Source organism: Cupriavidus sp. 94F1 (assembly GCF_057798875.1).
Genome location: NZ_JBYOJT010000001.1, coordinates 859609 through 874338, shown reverse-complemented (window position 1 = coordinate 874338; position 14730 = coordinate 859609). Strand labels below are relative to the sequence as shown.

Sequence of the window (14730 nt, the reverse complement as noted above, 5' to 3'; positions counted from 1 at the left end):
CCGGTCGCGGATGCCGTTGGTCCATGTCACGCGACGGTGGCGAAACGCCCGTTACAATGCCTCGCACAACACAATCGCGTCGCCGGGCTCCGCGGCCTGGTGCCAGCCATCACCCCATCCGCAGTTGGAGACGAACATGTATCAGCACATCAAGGTGCCGGCAGGCGAGAAGATCACGGTCAACGCCGATTTCTCGCTGAACGTGCCTGACAACCCGATCATTCCGTATATCGAAGGCGACGGCACGGGCGTCGATATCACCCCGGTGATGCTGAAGGTGGTGGACGCCGCGGTGGCCAAGGCCTACGGCGGCCAGCGCAAGATCGCATGGATGGAGGTTTTCGCCGGCGAGAAGTCCACGCGTATCTACGGCCCGGACGTGTGGCTGCCCGAAGAGACGCTCGACGTGGTCAAGGAGTACGTGGTGTCGATCAAGGGCCCGTTGACCACGCCGGTCGGTGGCGGCATCCGTTCGCTGAACGTGGCGCTGCGCCAGCAGCTCGATCTCTATGTGTGCCTGCGCCCGGTTCGGTATTTCAAGGGCGTGCCGTCGCCGGTGCGCGAGCCGGAAAAGACCAATATGGTGATCTTCCGCGAGAATTCGGAGGACATCTACGCCGGCATCGAATGGGAGGCCGGCAGCGAGGGGGCGAAGAAGCTGATCGCCTTCCTGCAGGACGAAATGGGCGTCAAGAAGATCCGTTTCCCGGACACGTCGGCCATTGGCGTGAAGCCGGTGTCGAAGCAGGGCACGCAACGGCTGGTGCGCAAGGCGATCCAGTATGCGATCGACAACGACAAGCCGTCGGTCACGCTGGTGCACAAGGGCAACATCATGAAGTTCACCGAGGGTGGCTTCCGTGACTGGGGCTACGAACTGGCGCAGCAGGAATTCGGTGCCGAACTGGTCGATGGTGGCCCGTGGTGCAGGTTCAAGAACCCGAAGACCGGCCGCGACATCGTGATCAAGGACGTTATCGCCGATGCGTTCCTGCAGCAGGTGCTGCTGCGCCCGGCCGAGTATTCGGTGATCGCCACGCTGAACCTGAACGGCGACTACATCTCCGACGCGCTGGCGGCCCAGGTGGGCGGCATCGGCATCGCGCCGGGCGCCAACATGTCGGACGACGTGGCCATGTTCGAGGCCACGCATGGCACGGCGCCGAAATACGCCGGCAAGGACTACGTGAATCCGGGTTCGGAAATCCTGTCCGCCGAAATGATGCTGCGGCATATCGGCTGGACCGAGGCTGCCGACCTGATCATCGAGTCGATGGAAAAGTCGATCCAGTCGAAGAAGGTGACCTATGACTTCGCGCGGCTGCTGGAAGGCGCCACGCAGGTGTCGTGCTCGGGCTTCGGCCAGGTGATGATCGACAACATGTAAGGCTGGCCGACCCGGACGGCAAGCGCCCCGGCACCGCGAGGTGGCCGGGGCGTCTTTTTTCGGATGTCCCTCAACCGTCCGACTGCACGGCGCGCCCATCCAGCGGCTGGGGCGGCCGCGCATTCATCGGATAGCGGCTACGAAACGCGGCCAGTTGTTGCGGCGAGATCGTCAGCGGCTGCTTCATCACGTACCACTGGACATCCTCGGTACAAGGCGGTGTGGTCAGGCTGCCGGGGAACGTGTAGTAGTGATGTGATTCAGGCAGCAGGCCGGCGATGTTGACCCGGCCGGGCATCGGCACGGGCTGGGCGCCCGGCTTGGGCAGCGTGCGGAACAACGTGGCCAGTTGTGGGTTGGGTTTGCCCATCTTGAACATGACCGCGACCACGGCGACGACGCGCCCGTTATCGTCCTGGTGGACAAAGTGCGCGGACAGCGGATAGGCCTTGCCGTTGAAGCGGGTCTCGCTGGGCGTGTGAAAGTGGAATTGCGCCAGCCGATAGGTGCCCGTCGCCGTGGTCAGCGTCTCGGCGCCAGCGGGCCGCACCTCGATCGTATGTCCGGTATTGGCGACCTTGACCCGCGTGGGCCGATAGTGAAACGCGAGCGCCGGAAGGTGCGCCGGTGTCGCGCCATGGATATCCACGGGCGATTGCAGTTTGCCCGAGGCGCATCGGAAAAATTCTGGGTCCAATTCGCCCCAGTGAGAGGGGTCCGTCGCGCCTTCGTAGGACCAGGCGTGAGGGTCGTGGCCAGGCGGTTCGGCGGCGATTGCGCTGGCTGACCCCATGACGATGGCGCAGCAGAATGCGGCTGCTCGTAGCGTGTGTGTCATTTGGCGAAGCTCCGATGGTCGAGAGTGTCCGCGCGCACCGTGCGCGGGGATGGCTCGGGCCAGTCTACGAAGCCGCCATCGATGCCGAAATGGCGCTCCTACGAAAGCGAGGCGACCTTGGGAAGTTTCCTTGACCTGGTTGACAGCGCCGGCTCGGCGAGGGGTTTTACGGAACACCGTTCCGCGCTCGGGAACCGCAGCGGCCAACGCAGAAACAGAAACGCCCGGCACATGGTTCACATGGGCCGGGCGTTTTTCCGGATGCTTGGCGTACGCGCTTGGCGTGTGCCCCGGACTGGCATTGCCAGCCGTGGCACTGGATCCCGTTCCGAAGGAAGTTTCCCCCCTTCACATCCGCATTGGCCGACGCCGCTCTGTATGGCGTGTTCGGCCGCGGCGCACTTTACTGGGCGGCGTCCTGGATGTTCGTGGCTTGCTTGCCCTTCGGGCCTTGCACCACCTCGAACGAAACGCGCTGGCCTTCCTTCAGCGTCTTGAAGCCCGCCATCTGGATTGCCGAAAAGTGCGCAAACAGTTCTTCCTCGCCATCGTCCGGCTTGATAAATCCGAAACCCTTGGCGTCATTGAACCATTTGACGATACCGCTTGCCATAAACTCCCCCAACGAAAAAGCTGATTTCAAGCGGGGAAACCAATGGCCAGCTGAAAACCACCCTGGCGGGCCCAGCATGCCGTTCCTGACGGACCAGCTGCGTAAAGCGCCGCGCAAATGAAATTCGCGTGGCCAGCCGCCGCGCCCGTCCGGAAACGAAACCGCCTCCGGAAACGCGCCGCAAATGGCTGACCTACGCCGGTCGTGGGCCTCCCTGCTCACGGATACATCCGGTCTGGACTTTTTGCTTCGGCTCGCTGTCCAGGCCCGGATGTGCAAACGATTTTTCTGGCAAACCTACATACTGTCAAGCTGGCAGATTCCCCACTGGGCGTGGGGTGTGGCGGGATTGAAACGGCGCCAGATGGTACCTTTGTCGCCGTGGTGCATGGATTTTTGAAAATGCCGTCTGGCGGCCCGTCCGGTGCCCCGGCAAGGGTCGGCGGGCGCGTACCATGCACCGGGAACGTGCGCCGGGCGCCCTTTGTGCGGTTGCCCACGCCGGGATTTTTCCGAAGGGCTGCCCTTGAATACGGGGCCAGTTCCCCAAATTGCAGACTTGTGAGTAAGGGTTAGAATAAAAGCCATGGCGACACGGCTGGCGAACACCCCCCAACGCGAAGCAGGCACAGTCATCGAGCGGAAAGAGCAGCAGCTCAAGCCGCCGGCGATGTACAAGGTGCTCCTGCTCAATGACGACTACACTCCGATGGAGTTTGTCGTGATGATCCTGCAGCAGTATTTCAGCAGGGACCGGGAAACGGCGACGCAGATCATGCTCACCGTCCACCGGGAAGGTAAAGGCGTTTGTGGTATCTACACGCGGGATATTGCGGCGACCAAGGTCGAGCTTGTATCAACCCATGCGCGGCAGGCGGGCCACCCCCTGCAGTGCGTGATGGAGGAAGCATGATTGCGCAAGAATTGGAAGTAAGTCTGCACATGGCCTTTGTCGAGGCTCGCCAGGCACGCCACGAATTCATTACCGTGGAGCACCTGCTACAGGCGCTGCTTGACAACCCCACAGCAGCTGAAGTGCTGCGCGCGTGCGCGGCCAATATCGAGGACTTGCGCACCAGTCTGAAGAATTTCATCGCAGACAACACGCCTGTCGTACCTGGCACCGATGAAGTGGACACGCAGCCCACACTGGGCTTCCAGCGTGTGATCCAGCGCGCCATCATGCACGTGCAGTCGACGTCGAATGGCAAGAAGGAGGTGACCGGCGCCAACGTGCTGGTGGCCATCTTCGGCGAAAAGGACTCCCACGCGGTGTACTACCTGCAGCAGCAGGGCGTGACGCGCCTGGACGTGGTCAACTTCATCAGCCATGGCATCCGCAAGGACCAGGCCGAACCGGCCAAGCACGGCGAGGGCAACCCCGAAGGCGAGGGCGGTGACGGCAAGGAAAGCCCGCTCGAGCAATACACCCAGAACCTGAACGCGCTGGCCAAGGCCGGCAAGATCGATCCGCTGATCGGCCGCGACAGCGAGGTGGAGCGCGTGGTGCAGGTGCTGTGCCGCCGGCGCAAGAACAACCCGCTGCTGGTGGGCGAAGCCGGCGTGGGCAAGACCGCCATTGCGGAAGGCCTGGCCTGGCGCATCACCAAGAACGAGGTGCCCGATATCCTGGAAAAGGCTACCGTGTACTCGCTCGACATGGGCGCACTGCTGGCCGGCACCAAGTACCGCGGCGACTTCGAACAGCGGCTCAAGGGCGTGCTGAAGTCGCTCAAGGACAATCCGCACGCGATCCTGTTCATCGACGAAATCCACACGCTGATCGGCGCGGGCGCCGCATCGGGCGGCACGCTGGACGCCAGCAACCTGCTCAAGCCGGCGCTGTCCTCGGGCCAGCTCAAGTGCGTGGGTGCCACCACGTTCACCGAATATCGCGGCATTTTCGAGAAGGATGCGGCCCTGTCGCGTCGTTTCCAGAAGATCGACGTGGTCGAGCCCTCGGTCGACCAGACCGTGCAGATCCTGCGTGGTCTGAAGTCGCGCTTCGAAGAGCACCATGGCGTCAAGTACGCGGCCTCGGCGCTGACCGCGGCGGCCGAACTGTCCGCCCGCTTCATCACCGACCGCCATTTGCCTGACAAGGCCATCGATGTGATTGATGAGGCAGGTGCCGCGCAGCGCATCCTGCCGAAGTCGAAGCAGAAGAAGACCATTGGCAAGGGCGAGATCGAGGACATTGTGTCGCGCATTGCCCGCATCCCGCCGCAGAGCGTGAACCAGGACGACCGCAGCAAGCTGCAGACGCTGGAGCGTGACCTGAAGTCGGTGGTGTTCGGCCAGGACCCGGCCATCGAGGCGCTGGCATCGGCAATCAAGATGTCGCGCGCCGGCCTGGGCAAGACCGACAAGCCGATCGGCTCGTTCCTGTTCTCAGGCCCCACGGGCGTGGGCAAGACCGAAGTGGCCAAGCAGCTCGCGTTCATCATGGGCATCGAACTGCTGCGCTTCGACATGTCCGAATACATGGAGCGCCATGCGGTCAGCCGCCTGATCGGCGCGCCGCCGGGCTATGTCGGGTTTGACCAGGGTGGCCTGCTGACCGAGGCCGTCACCAAGAAGCCGCACTGCGTGCTGCTGCTCGATGAGATCGAGAAGGCACATCCGGATATTTTCAATATCCTGCTGCAGGTGATGGACCACGGTTCGCTGACCGACAACAACGGCCGTCGTGCCGACTTCCGCAACGTGATCATCATCATGACCACGAACGCGGGGGCGGAGACGATGAACCGGGCCACGATCGGCTTCACCACGGCGCGCGAGCAGGGCGACGAGATGGCCGACATCAAGCGCATGTTCACGCCGGAGTTCCGCAACCGTCTGGATGCGACCATCAGCTTCCGGGCGCTGGACGAGGAAATCATCCTGCGCGTGGTGGACAAGTTCCTGATGCAGCTGGAAGAGCAGTTGCACGAGAAGAAGGTGGAAGCCAGCTTCTCGGAAAAGCTGCGCAAGTACCTGGCCAAGAAGGGCTTCGATCCGCTGATGGGCGCGCGTCCGATGCAGCGTCTGATCCAGGACATGATCCGCAAGGCACTGGCGGACGAGCTGCTGTTCGGCAAGCTGGTCACCGGCGGCAAGGTGGCCGTGGATCTGGACGAAGCGGACCAGATCAAGCTGACGTTCTCGGAAGCCGATCCGGAGCCGCCCGAGGCGCCGGAAAGCGAGCAGCGCGCGGAAGTCTGAGCGCGCCTCGATTGCGCCACGCCGCAATGCAAAAATGGCCGGGTTCCCCCGGCCATTTTTTTGTCCGTTTCCCGGCAAATCGGGGTGCGATTGTTCCATTTTTGGGCGATCAGCGACGGGCAATCCTGCAAGTTGGGCGATCATCGGGCAAAATACGCGGCTGGCGGCATGCCGCCTTTTCCTGATTCCGCGGCCATCCGGCCGCCCAGCCCGAGTCTCTGATGTCTTCTCCCGACCGCATGCGGCTGCGCCGCCTGCTGCTCAAGTCCCTGCTGATGGGCGCCATGCCTGTGGCGTCACTCGCGGGCCTCGCCCAGGTTTCCCACGCAGCCGAGCCCTCGGCAACCAGCCGGCCGATTTCGATGGTCCTGCCGTTCCCGCCCGGGGGCAGCGTCGATATCGTGGCCCGGCAACTGCAACCGGGATTGAAGACGGTCCTGGGACAGACCGTGGTGGTCGACAACAAGCCCGGCGCCGGCGGCCTGATTGCCAGCAGCACCGTGGCGCGGGCCAAGCCGGACGGCAACACGCTGCTGATGGCCTTCGACACGCACGCCATCAACCCGTTTGCGTACAAGAACCTGCCGTACGACACCTTCAAGGATTTCACGCCGATCACCCAACTGGTGCGCTTCCCGCTTGTTATCGCCGCCAACCCGGCGCTATCGGCATCGAACGTGCGTGAACTGATCGAGCTGGCGAAGTCGAACCCGAACGCGGTGCGCTTTGCCTCCTCGGGCATCGGCAGCCTGAACCAACTGGCGGCCGAGGCCCTGGCCACCGAGGCCGGCGTGCATTTCCTGCACGTGCCCTACAAGGGCGGCGGCCCGGCCGTGCAGGCCGTGCTGGCGGGCGAGGTGGACCTGTTCTTCAGCAGCTACGCGGCCGTACAGGCCCACGTGGCCGCCAGGACGATCAAGGTGCTTGGCGTCACGGGAACAAGCCGCATCAAGCAGATGCCGCAGGTGCCGACCGTGGCCGAGCAAGGCTACAAGGGCTTCGAAGCCTATTCGTGGATTGGCGTTTTCGGGCCGGCGCAGATGCAGCAGGACACCGTGATGCGCCTGCACGACGCGCTGGGCGCATCGATCAGGCAGCCCCGCGTGGTGGAGGCGCTGACCGCGCAGGGATTCGAAATCGCCGTGGGGTCGCCGGCCGACCTGGGCAACCTGGTCCGTCACGAGCACGACAAGTGGCAGGCCGTGGCCCGCAAGGCCAACATCCAGTTCGACTGACCCGATGCCGACGTTACCCGAACCGTTCGACCACGCCGTCATCGTCTGCGCAGACCTGGACGCTGCCGCAGACCGCTGGCGCGCGCTGGGTTTTTCGCTGACGCCGCGCGGCTATCACACGCTGGGATCGCAGAACCACTGCATCATGCTGGCGCGCGACTACCTCGAATTGCTGCACGTGACCGCGCCCAGCCCGAGCCGCCAGTATTACTGGGATGCCCAGCAGCGCGGCGGCGGTTGCGCAGCCATGTCGTGCAAGAGCCGCGATGCGTTTGCCACGGCCGACCGGCTGCGTGCCGCCGGCTTTCATCCTTCGGACCCCATCGAATTCTCTCGGCCGGTGCGTCTGGACGATGGTTCGGAGCACCCCGCCACGTTCCGCGTGACAGCGTTGGACCAGGCGCCAGGCGCCCGCTATTTCGTCTGCGAGCATCGCACGCCGGAACTGCTGTGGCGGCCGGAATGGCTGACGCACGCGAATGGCGCAACGGCGATTGCAGCGACGTATCTGGTGGTGGAAGCGGACCAGGTGGCGGCCACGGCCGAAGCCTACGCCACGCTGACTGGCGCGACGATTGCGCGCGCCAGTGGCGAAACGGCGATGCTCGATATCGATGGTGCATCGTTCGTGGTCACGGCGCCGCAGGCGCTGGCCGATGCTGCCGACGTGCCGGGGCTGCGGCATGGCGCCACGGGCTATGCTGCGATCCGGCTTGCCACTGACGATCTGGAGAAAGCCCGCGCACACTGGCGGGCCAATGGGGTGCAGGCCACCGACCTGTCGCCGTCCATCACGTGGATCCCGGCCGGGCAGGCCAACGGCGTGGCGCTGATCTTCGAGCAGCGCTAATTCTTGCTCCCCTCTCCCATTTCACGGGAGAGGGGAGAACACCGATCTGGCCTTACGCCTTCGCGTGTGCCACGCCGGTCGAGCCGAAGCCGCCGGCGCCGCGCGCGGAATCCTCCGAAAACGCTTCCACCGTCGTGAACACCGGACGCAGTACCGGCACGAACATCATCTGGGCGATGCGTTCGCCGGGCTGGATCACGATCGGCTCGGTGCCGGGCGCGTTGCGGTTCCACACGCTCACCATGATCTGGCCCTGGTAGTCGGCATCGATCACGCCGATCGAGTTGCCCAGCACCAGGCCCTTCTTGTGACCCAGGCCCGAACGCGGCACGATGGTCGCGCACATGAACGGGTTGGCCATATGCACCGCGAAGCCGGCCGGCACCAGTTGCGCCGGCGTGCCGGGTTCGATGGTCACCGGGCCGTCCACGCAGGCGTGCAGGTCGATGGCGGCGGCCATGTCGCTCTGGTAGGCGGGCAGGCCCCAGTCGTTCAGGCGGGCGTCGAGCACCTTGATCTCGACAGTCGGATTCGCGGCTACGGTCATGGATGTGGATTCGTACGAGGGGACAAAGGCGGCATGATACCGCGCCGCCTTCGCTGATCCGCCACTTCGATCCGCCACGTGGTGTCGCGCCCCGCGGTCAGCCTTGCAGGTCGAAGGCCTCGGCCAGCAGTTCGTACGTGCGCATGCGCGCCTGGTATGACGCCGTCACGCTCAGCACCACCAGTTCGTCGGCCGCGAAGCGGCCCTTCAGCGCCAGCATGCGCTCGGCCACCTGCGCGGGCGTGCCGCAGATCGTACGGGGCCGCTCGCGTTCGATGATCAGGCGGTCGCGTTCGGTGGGCGTGAAATCGGCGGCCTGGGCCAGCGACGGAATCGGCGCGTTGACGCCATAGGCCATCTGCAGCCGGCGGATATCGACGGCGCGCTCCAGCGCGGAGGCCTCGGCCTCCGTATCGGCGCAGATCACGAACACCGCAGCCGCGCTGTATGGCTGGTCTTCGTACCCGGCCTCGAAATCCTCGCGGTACTGCTGCGCCACCATGTCGCCGCCATGGGCGTTGATGAAATGCGCGAAGGCGAACCGCAGCCCCAGCCGTGCGGCCAGCGCGCCGCCGAAGTCGCTGGAGCCGAGCACCCAGATCTCGGGCCGGGTATCGATGGCCGGCTGCAGCAGCACGCCTTCGGCCAGATGATCGGGCGGCACCTCGCCGCGCAGCAGGAAGGCCAGGTCCTGCACCTGCTGCGGGAACTGGTCGCCCCGGTTGTACTGGCCCATGGCCACGGCCTGTGCGGTGCGCATGTCGCCGCCTGGGGCACGGCCCACGCCAAGGTCGATCCGGTTCGGAAACAGCGCCTCGAGCATGCGGAACTGCTCGGCCACCTTGAATGGGCTGTAGTAGGGCAGCATCACGCCGCCCGACCCCAGCCGGATGCGCCGGGTCACGCTACCCAGCCGCGCCAGCATGACTTCGGGGGCCGGGTTGCACACGCCTTGCAGGCCGTGGTGCTCGGCGCACCAGTAGCGCGTAAAGCCAAGGCTGTCGGCCATCTGGGCCAGATCGATCGTGGCGGCCAGGGCATCGCGGGCCGTATGGCCGTGGATGACGGGGCTTTGGTCCAGCACGGACAGGCGCAGCCTGGGGCGGGTATTACTCATGGCTGTGGGTGCGGCGGTGTGACACGGACTTGTGCGGCAGGCGCTGGCCGATGGCGGCCACCAGCTCGCGGGCCAGCGACAGCTTGTCGGCACGCGGCAGGCGCGTCATGCCGTTGGCATCGAACAGCACGATCTCGTTGTCGTCGAGGCCGAAGGTGTGGTGGCCGATATTGCCCACCAGCAGCGGCACGCCCTTGCGCTGGCGCTTCTGCTCGCCATACTGCTCCAGGTTCTCGCTTTCGGCCGCGAATCCCACGCAGTAGGGCGCATCCGCGCGGGCTGCCACGGCGGCCAGGATGTCCGGGTTCTGCACGAACTGCAGCGTCGGCGTGTCGGTGTCGTTGGCCTTCTTCAGCTTCTGCTGGGCCACCTCGGCCGGGCGCCAGTCGGCCACGGCGGCCACGGCAACGAACACATCGACATCGCGCAGTTGCGCCATGACCGCATCGTGCATCTGCTGGGCGCTGCGGATATCGGTACGCACCACGCCACGCGGCGTGGGCAGCGATGTGGGTCCTGCCACCAGCAGCACGTCGGCACCGGCTTCGCGGGCCGCGCGGGCGATCGAGAAGCCCATCTTGCCCGATGACAGGTTGGTGATGCCGCGCACCGGGTCGATGGCCTCGAAGGTCGGGCCGGCGGTGATCAGCACCCGCTTGCCCTGCAGTGGCTTGGGCTGGAAGAACGCGATCAGGTCTTCCACCAGTTCCTCGGGCTCCAGCATCCGGCCGTCGCCGATTTCGCCGCAGGCCTGGTCGCCGGTGCCAGGGCCGAGGATCGTCACGCCATCGGCGCGCAGCTGGGCCGCATTGCGTTGCGTCGGCGCGGCGGCCCACATCTGGCGGTTCATGGCCGGTGCCACCAGCAGCGGGCACTCGCGCGCGATGCACAGCGTGGTGAGCAGATCGTCACAGAGACCGTTGGCCACCTTGGCCAGGAAGTCGGTGGAAGCGGGGGCGATCAGGATGGCGTCGGCCTCGCGCGAGAGGTCGATATGCGCCATGTTGTTGTCGATGCGCGCATCCCATTGCGACAGGAACACCGGGCGCCCGGACAGCGCCTGCATCGTAACCGGGGTGATGAAATGCGTTGCCGCTTCGGTCATGGCCACCTGCACGGTGGCACCTGCCTTGGTCAGCAGCCGTACCAGCTCGGCCGACTTGTAGCAGGCGATGCCGCCGGTCAGGCCAAGGACAATGTGCTTGCCGCGCAGATCCATGGGGAAGGCTCTTCAGGGAACGGGAATCTGTGCATGATACCGCCGGGTGAGGGGGGGCGCTGGGAGGATGCGACAGGTTTGCGCCCCTCTCCCACTTGTGGGAGAGGGGCCGGGGGAGAGGGGCGGGCGGCTCAAACTGCAGCGAGTGGCAAGCAGAGCCTCCGAGCCCTCTCCCCCAACCCCTCTCCCGCGGGCGGGAGAGGGGAGTACGACGAGCCCTCAGTGCCGCCGCACGCGTCGCAATTCGTCCACGATCAGCAGGATCGCGCCAACCGTGATCGCGCAATCGGCCACGTTGAAGGCCGGGAAATGCGTGTTGCGCCAGTGGAAGTCCAGGAAGTCGATCACATGGCCATGGATCACGCGGTCCACCACGTTGCCCACGGCGCCGCCCAGGATCAGCGACACGGCCAGGCAGAACATCTTCTGCCCCGTATGGCGATACAGCAGCCAGACGATGAAGCCGCCCACCGCCACGCCCAGCACCGTGAAGAACCAGCGTTGCCAGCCGCCCGCGTCAGCCAGGAAGCTGAACGCCGCGCCCTTGTTGTAGACCAGCACCAGGTTGAAGAAGCTGGTGACCGGCCGCGATTCCGCGTACTGGAAAGACCGGGTGATCACGACCTTGAAGAACTGGTCGATCATCACCACCAGCAGCGCAAACGCCATCCACAGCCACGGCGTGACGTTGGCGCTGGGCTTGCCGCCGGACTTGCTCTTGCTGCGCGGCGAGGACGAACGCGTCGAACGGGTCGAGGACGATGCCATCAGGCGTGGCTCCTGTGTTCACCGGCGCCGAACAGGTTGCTGTGGCAGCGGCCGCAAAGGGTGGGATGCGCCGGGTTGTGGCCCACGTCGGCGCGATAGTGCCAGCAACGTTCGCACTTGGCGTGCTGCGACGGCGTGACCGTCACCAGCAGGTCGCCGCCTTCCGGCGCCGGCGTGACCTTGGCCGCCGACGTCAGCAGCACGAAGCGCAGGTCGTCGGACAGGCTCTGCAGCGCGGCCAGCACCGGACCGCCCGCAGCGATCGTGACCTCGGCCTGCAGCGACGAACCAATGTCGCCTTCCACGCGCACCGCTTCCAGCTGGCGCGTGACTTCGGCGCGCACCGCGCGGATCTCGTGCCACTTCTGCAGCAGGTCGTCGGCTTCGCTGACCGGCGGCAGGTCGTAGTACGTACTCGTGAAGATCGTGTCGGTGTGCTCGGTGCCGTGCGCGAACACCTGCCAGGCTTCCTCGGCCGTGAACGACAGGAACGGCGCCATCCAGTGCAGCATCGCCTGGGTGATGTGGTACAGCGCGTTCTGCGCGGCGCGGCGCGCCTGCGAATCGGGGGCCGTCGTGTACAGGCGGTCCTTCAGCACGTCGAGGTAGAAGCCGCCCAGGTCTTCCGAGCAGAATGTCTGCAGCTTGGCCACCACCGGGTGGAACTCGTACGCCTGGTAGTGCGACAGCACTTCCTTCTGCAGGCGGTCGGTCAGGGCCACCGCGTAGCGGTCGATTTCCAGCCATTCCGAGGCCGGCAGCGCATGCTTCGCGTGGTCGTAGTCCGTCAGGTTGGCCAGCAGGAAGCGCAGCGTGTTGCGGATGCGGCGATAGCCTTCCACCACGCGCTTGAGGATTTCCTCGGAGATCGACAGCTCGCCGGAATAGTCGGTCGAAGCGACCCACAGGCGGATGATTTCCGCGCCCATCTTGTTCGAGATGTCCTGCGGCGCCACCGTGTTGCCCACCGACTTCGACATCTTGCGGCCTTCGCCGTCCACCGTGAAGCCGTGCGTCAGCAGCGCCTTGTAGGGCGGCTTGCCGTACAGCATCGACGCGGTCAGCAGCGACGAATGGAACCAGCCGCGGTGCTGGTCCGAGCCTTCCAGGTAGAGGTCGGCCAGACGGCCATCGGGCGTGTCGGCCGACGGATCGTAGAGTTCGTCGCGATGCGAGCCGCGGATCACGGTCCAGTGCGTGGTGCCGGAGTCGAACCAGACGTCCAGCGTGTCGCGGTTCTTCTCATAAAGCGCGGCTTCGTCGCCCAGCAGGTCCTTCGGGTCAAGCGACTGCCAGGCCTCGATGCCGTGCTGCTCCACGCGCCTGGCCACTTCTTCCAGCAGCTCCGGCGTACGCGGATGCAGCGCGCCGGTTTCCTTGTGGATGAAGAAGGCCATCGGCACGCCCCATTGGCGCTGGCGCGACAGCGTCCAGTCCGGGCGGTTGGCGATCATGTTGTGCAGGCGCTGCTTGCCCCACGACGGGTAGAACTCGGTGGCCTCGATGCCGGCCAGCGCGCTCTCGCGCAGGGTGGGGCCGTTGTCGGCCGGGTCCACGTCCATGCCCGCGAACCACTGCGACGTGGCGCGGTAGATGATCGGCGTCTTGTGACGCCAGCAGTGCATGTAGCTGTGCTCGTACTTGTGCGAGTTGAACAGGTTGCCCGACTCACGTAGTACTTCGACGATTTTCGGGTTGGCATCCCAGATCGACAGGCCGCCGAACAGCGGCAGCGTGCTGGCATAGACGCCATCGCCCATCACCGGGCTGATGATTTCCGAATCCGGCATGCCGTGCGCCTTGCACGACTGGAAATCCTCCACACCGTAGGCCGGGGCCGAGTGGACGATGCCGGTGCCGGTGTCGGTGGTCACGTAGTCGCCCAGGTACACCGGCGACGTGCGCGCGTAGCCGGCGTCCATCCTGGACAGCGGATGGTGGAAGCGCACTTCGGTCAGCGCATCGCCGCGCGCGGTCGCCACGATCCGGCCTTCCAGCGCGTAGGTTTTCAGCTGTTCCTCTACGCGATCCTTTGCCAGGATCAGGAAGCCGCGCGGGGTTTCGACCAGCGCGTATTCCACTTCCGGGTGCATGTTCAGCGCCTGGTTGGACGGAATCGTCCACGGCGTGGTGGTCCAGATCACGATCCAGCCCGGCTTGCCTTCGAGCTGCGCCAGCGGCACGTGGAAGGCGTGGGCGATCTTGTCGGTCTCCGCGAACGGGAAGCCCACGTCGATCGACAGGTCGACCTTGTCCTTGTATTCGACTTCGGCCTCGGCCAGTGCCGAACCGCAGTCGAAGCACCAGTTCACCGGCTTCAGGCCACGGAACACATAGCCTTTTTCCATGATCTTGCCCAGCGCGCGCAGCTCGTCGGCTTCGTTGCTGAAGTTCATGGTCAGGTACGGATTGTCCCAGTCGCCCAGCACGCCCAGGCGCTCGAAGTCCTTCTTCTGGCGGGCGATCTGCTCGGTGGCGTAGGCGCGTGCCTTGGCCTGGACTTCCTGCACCGGCAGGCCCTTGCCGAACTGCTTTTCGATCTGGATCTCGATCGGCATGCCGTGGCAGTCCCAGCCCGGCACGTAGACGGCGTCCAGGCCGGTCAGGCCGCGCGCCTTGATGATCATGTCCTTCAGGACCTTGTTCACCGCGTGGCCGATGTGGATGTCACCGTTGGCGTACGGGGGGCCGTCGTGCAGCACGAACTTCTTCGCCCCCTTGCGCGCGGCGCGGATCTTCTTGTAGAGCTGTTTGTCCTGCCATTGCTTGACCCACAGCGGCTCGCGCTTGGGCAGGTCGCCGCGCATCGGGAACGGGGTATCCAGCAGGTTGACCGGATACTTGCTTTTTTCAGGCTTGGCGCGTTTGTCGTCGGACATGGTTGATTCTCGGGGCAATTCGTTTGGGCGCGGACCGGGGGATGACCGCCGCGCGCGTGTCATTTCGGGG

At 65.2% G+C, this 14730-nt stretch carries 12 protein-coding genes; 5 read left to right on the top strand and 7 right to left on the bottom strand.

Annotated elements, in window-relative coordinates; all coding sequences use genetic code 11:
* The first annotated feature begins 136 nt into the window (after positions 1-136).
* Entirely contained in the window at positions 137-1387 is a 1251-nt protein-coding gene (gene icd, locus AC3FJ6_RS03960) for an NADP-dependent isocitrate dehydrogenase (protein WP_400396649.1), read from the top strand.
* 70 nt (positions 1388-1457) lie between these two features.
* On the opposite strand, the gene AC3FJ6_RS03955 is transcribed toward icd, so the two are convergent.
* Positions 1458-2180, bottom strand: a complete 723-nt coding sequence (locus AC3FJ6_RS03955; RefSeq protein ID WP_488770787.1) for a carbonic anhydrase — start codon at positions 2178-2180, stop codon at positions 1458-1460.
* A gap of 448 nt (positions 2181-2628) precedes the next feature.
* On the bottom strand, positions 2629-2838 hold the full coding sequence (locus AC3FJ6_RS03950) for a cold-shock protein (RefSeq protein WP_029051623.1): 210 nt from the start codon (positions 2836-2838) through the stop codon (positions 2629-2631).
* A 586-nt stretch (positions 2839-3424) separates the two neighbouring features.
* On the opposite strand from AC3FJ6_RS03950, the gene clpS reads away from it, so the two are divergent.
* The 4 genes from clpS (at position 3425) to AC3FJ6_RS03930 (ending at position 8130) form a co-directional block, all read left to right on the top strand.
* The gene (gene clpS / locus AC3FJ6_RS03945) at positions 3425-3751 is read left to right on the top strand and encodes an ATP-dependent Clp protease adapter ClpS (RefSeq protein WP_049815983.1); all 327 of its coding nucleotides are present in this window, start codon (positions 3425-3427) and stop codon (positions 3749-3751) included.
* Entirely contained in the window at positions 3748-6045 is a 2298-nt protein-coding gene (gene clpA, locus AC3FJ6_RS03940; RefSeq protein ID WP_153947338.1) for an ATP-dependent Clp protease ATP-binding subunit ClpA, read from the top strand. Before clpS ends, clpA begins: the two co-directional genes overlap by 4 nt.
* Positions 6046-6266: 221 nt before the next feature.
* Complete coding sequence (locus AC3FJ6_RS03935) at positions 6267-7280, top strand: Bug family tripartite tricarboxylate transporter substrate binding protein (RefSeq protein ID WP_488770747.1); 1014 nt, start codon at positions 6267-6269, stop codon at positions 7278-7280.
* Positions 7281-7284: 4 nt separating this feature from the next.
* Entirely contained in the window at positions 7285-8130 is an 846-nt protein-coding gene (locus tag AC3FJ6_RS03930) for a VOC family protein (RefSeq protein WP_488770746.1), read from the top strand.
* Between the two features lie 52 nt (positions 8131-8182).
* On the opposite strand, the gene dut is transcribed toward AC3FJ6_RS03930, so the two are convergent.
* The 5 genes from dut to ileS all read right to left on the bottom strand — a co-directional run bounded on the left by dut (position 8183) and on the right by ileS (position 14660).
* Positions 8183-8677 carry a dUTP diphosphatase gene (gene dut, locus AC3FJ6_RS03925; RefSeq protein ID WP_092601756.1) on the bottom strand — a complete coding sequence of 165 codons (495 nt, stop codon included), beginning with the start codon at positions 8675-8677 and terminating at the stop codon, positions 8183-8185.
* Between the two features lie 97 nt (positions 8678-8774).
* Positions 8775-9794, bottom strand: coding sequence for an LLM class flavin-dependent oxidoreductase (locus AC3FJ6_RS03920; protein WP_488770745.1), 1020 nt, complete (start codon positions 9792-9794; stop codon positions 8775-8777).
* Positions 9787-11013, bottom strand: coding sequence for a bifunctional phosphopantothenoylcysteine decarboxylase/phosphopantothenate--cysteine ligase CoaBC (gene coaBC, locus AC3FJ6_RS03915; RefSeq protein WP_488770744.1), 1227 nt, complete (start codon positions 11011-11013; stop codon positions 9787-9789). Before coaBC ends, AC3FJ6_RS03920 begins: the two co-directional genes overlap by 8 nt.
* 219 nt (positions 11014-11232) lie before the next feature.
* On the bottom strand, positions 11233-11781 hold the full coding sequence (gene lspA / locus AC3FJ6_RS03910; RefSeq protein WP_488770743.1) for a signal peptidase II: 549 nt from the start codon (positions 11779-11781) through the stop codon (positions 11233-11235).
* Complete coding sequence (ileS, locus tag AC3FJ6_RS03905) at positions 11781-14660, bottom strand: isoleucine--tRNA ligase (RefSeq protein WP_488770742.1); 2880 nt, start codon at positions 14658-14660, stop codon at positions 11781-11783. Before ileS ends, lspA begins: the two co-directional genes overlap by 1 nt.
* Positions 14661-14730 lie beyond the last annotated feature (70 nt).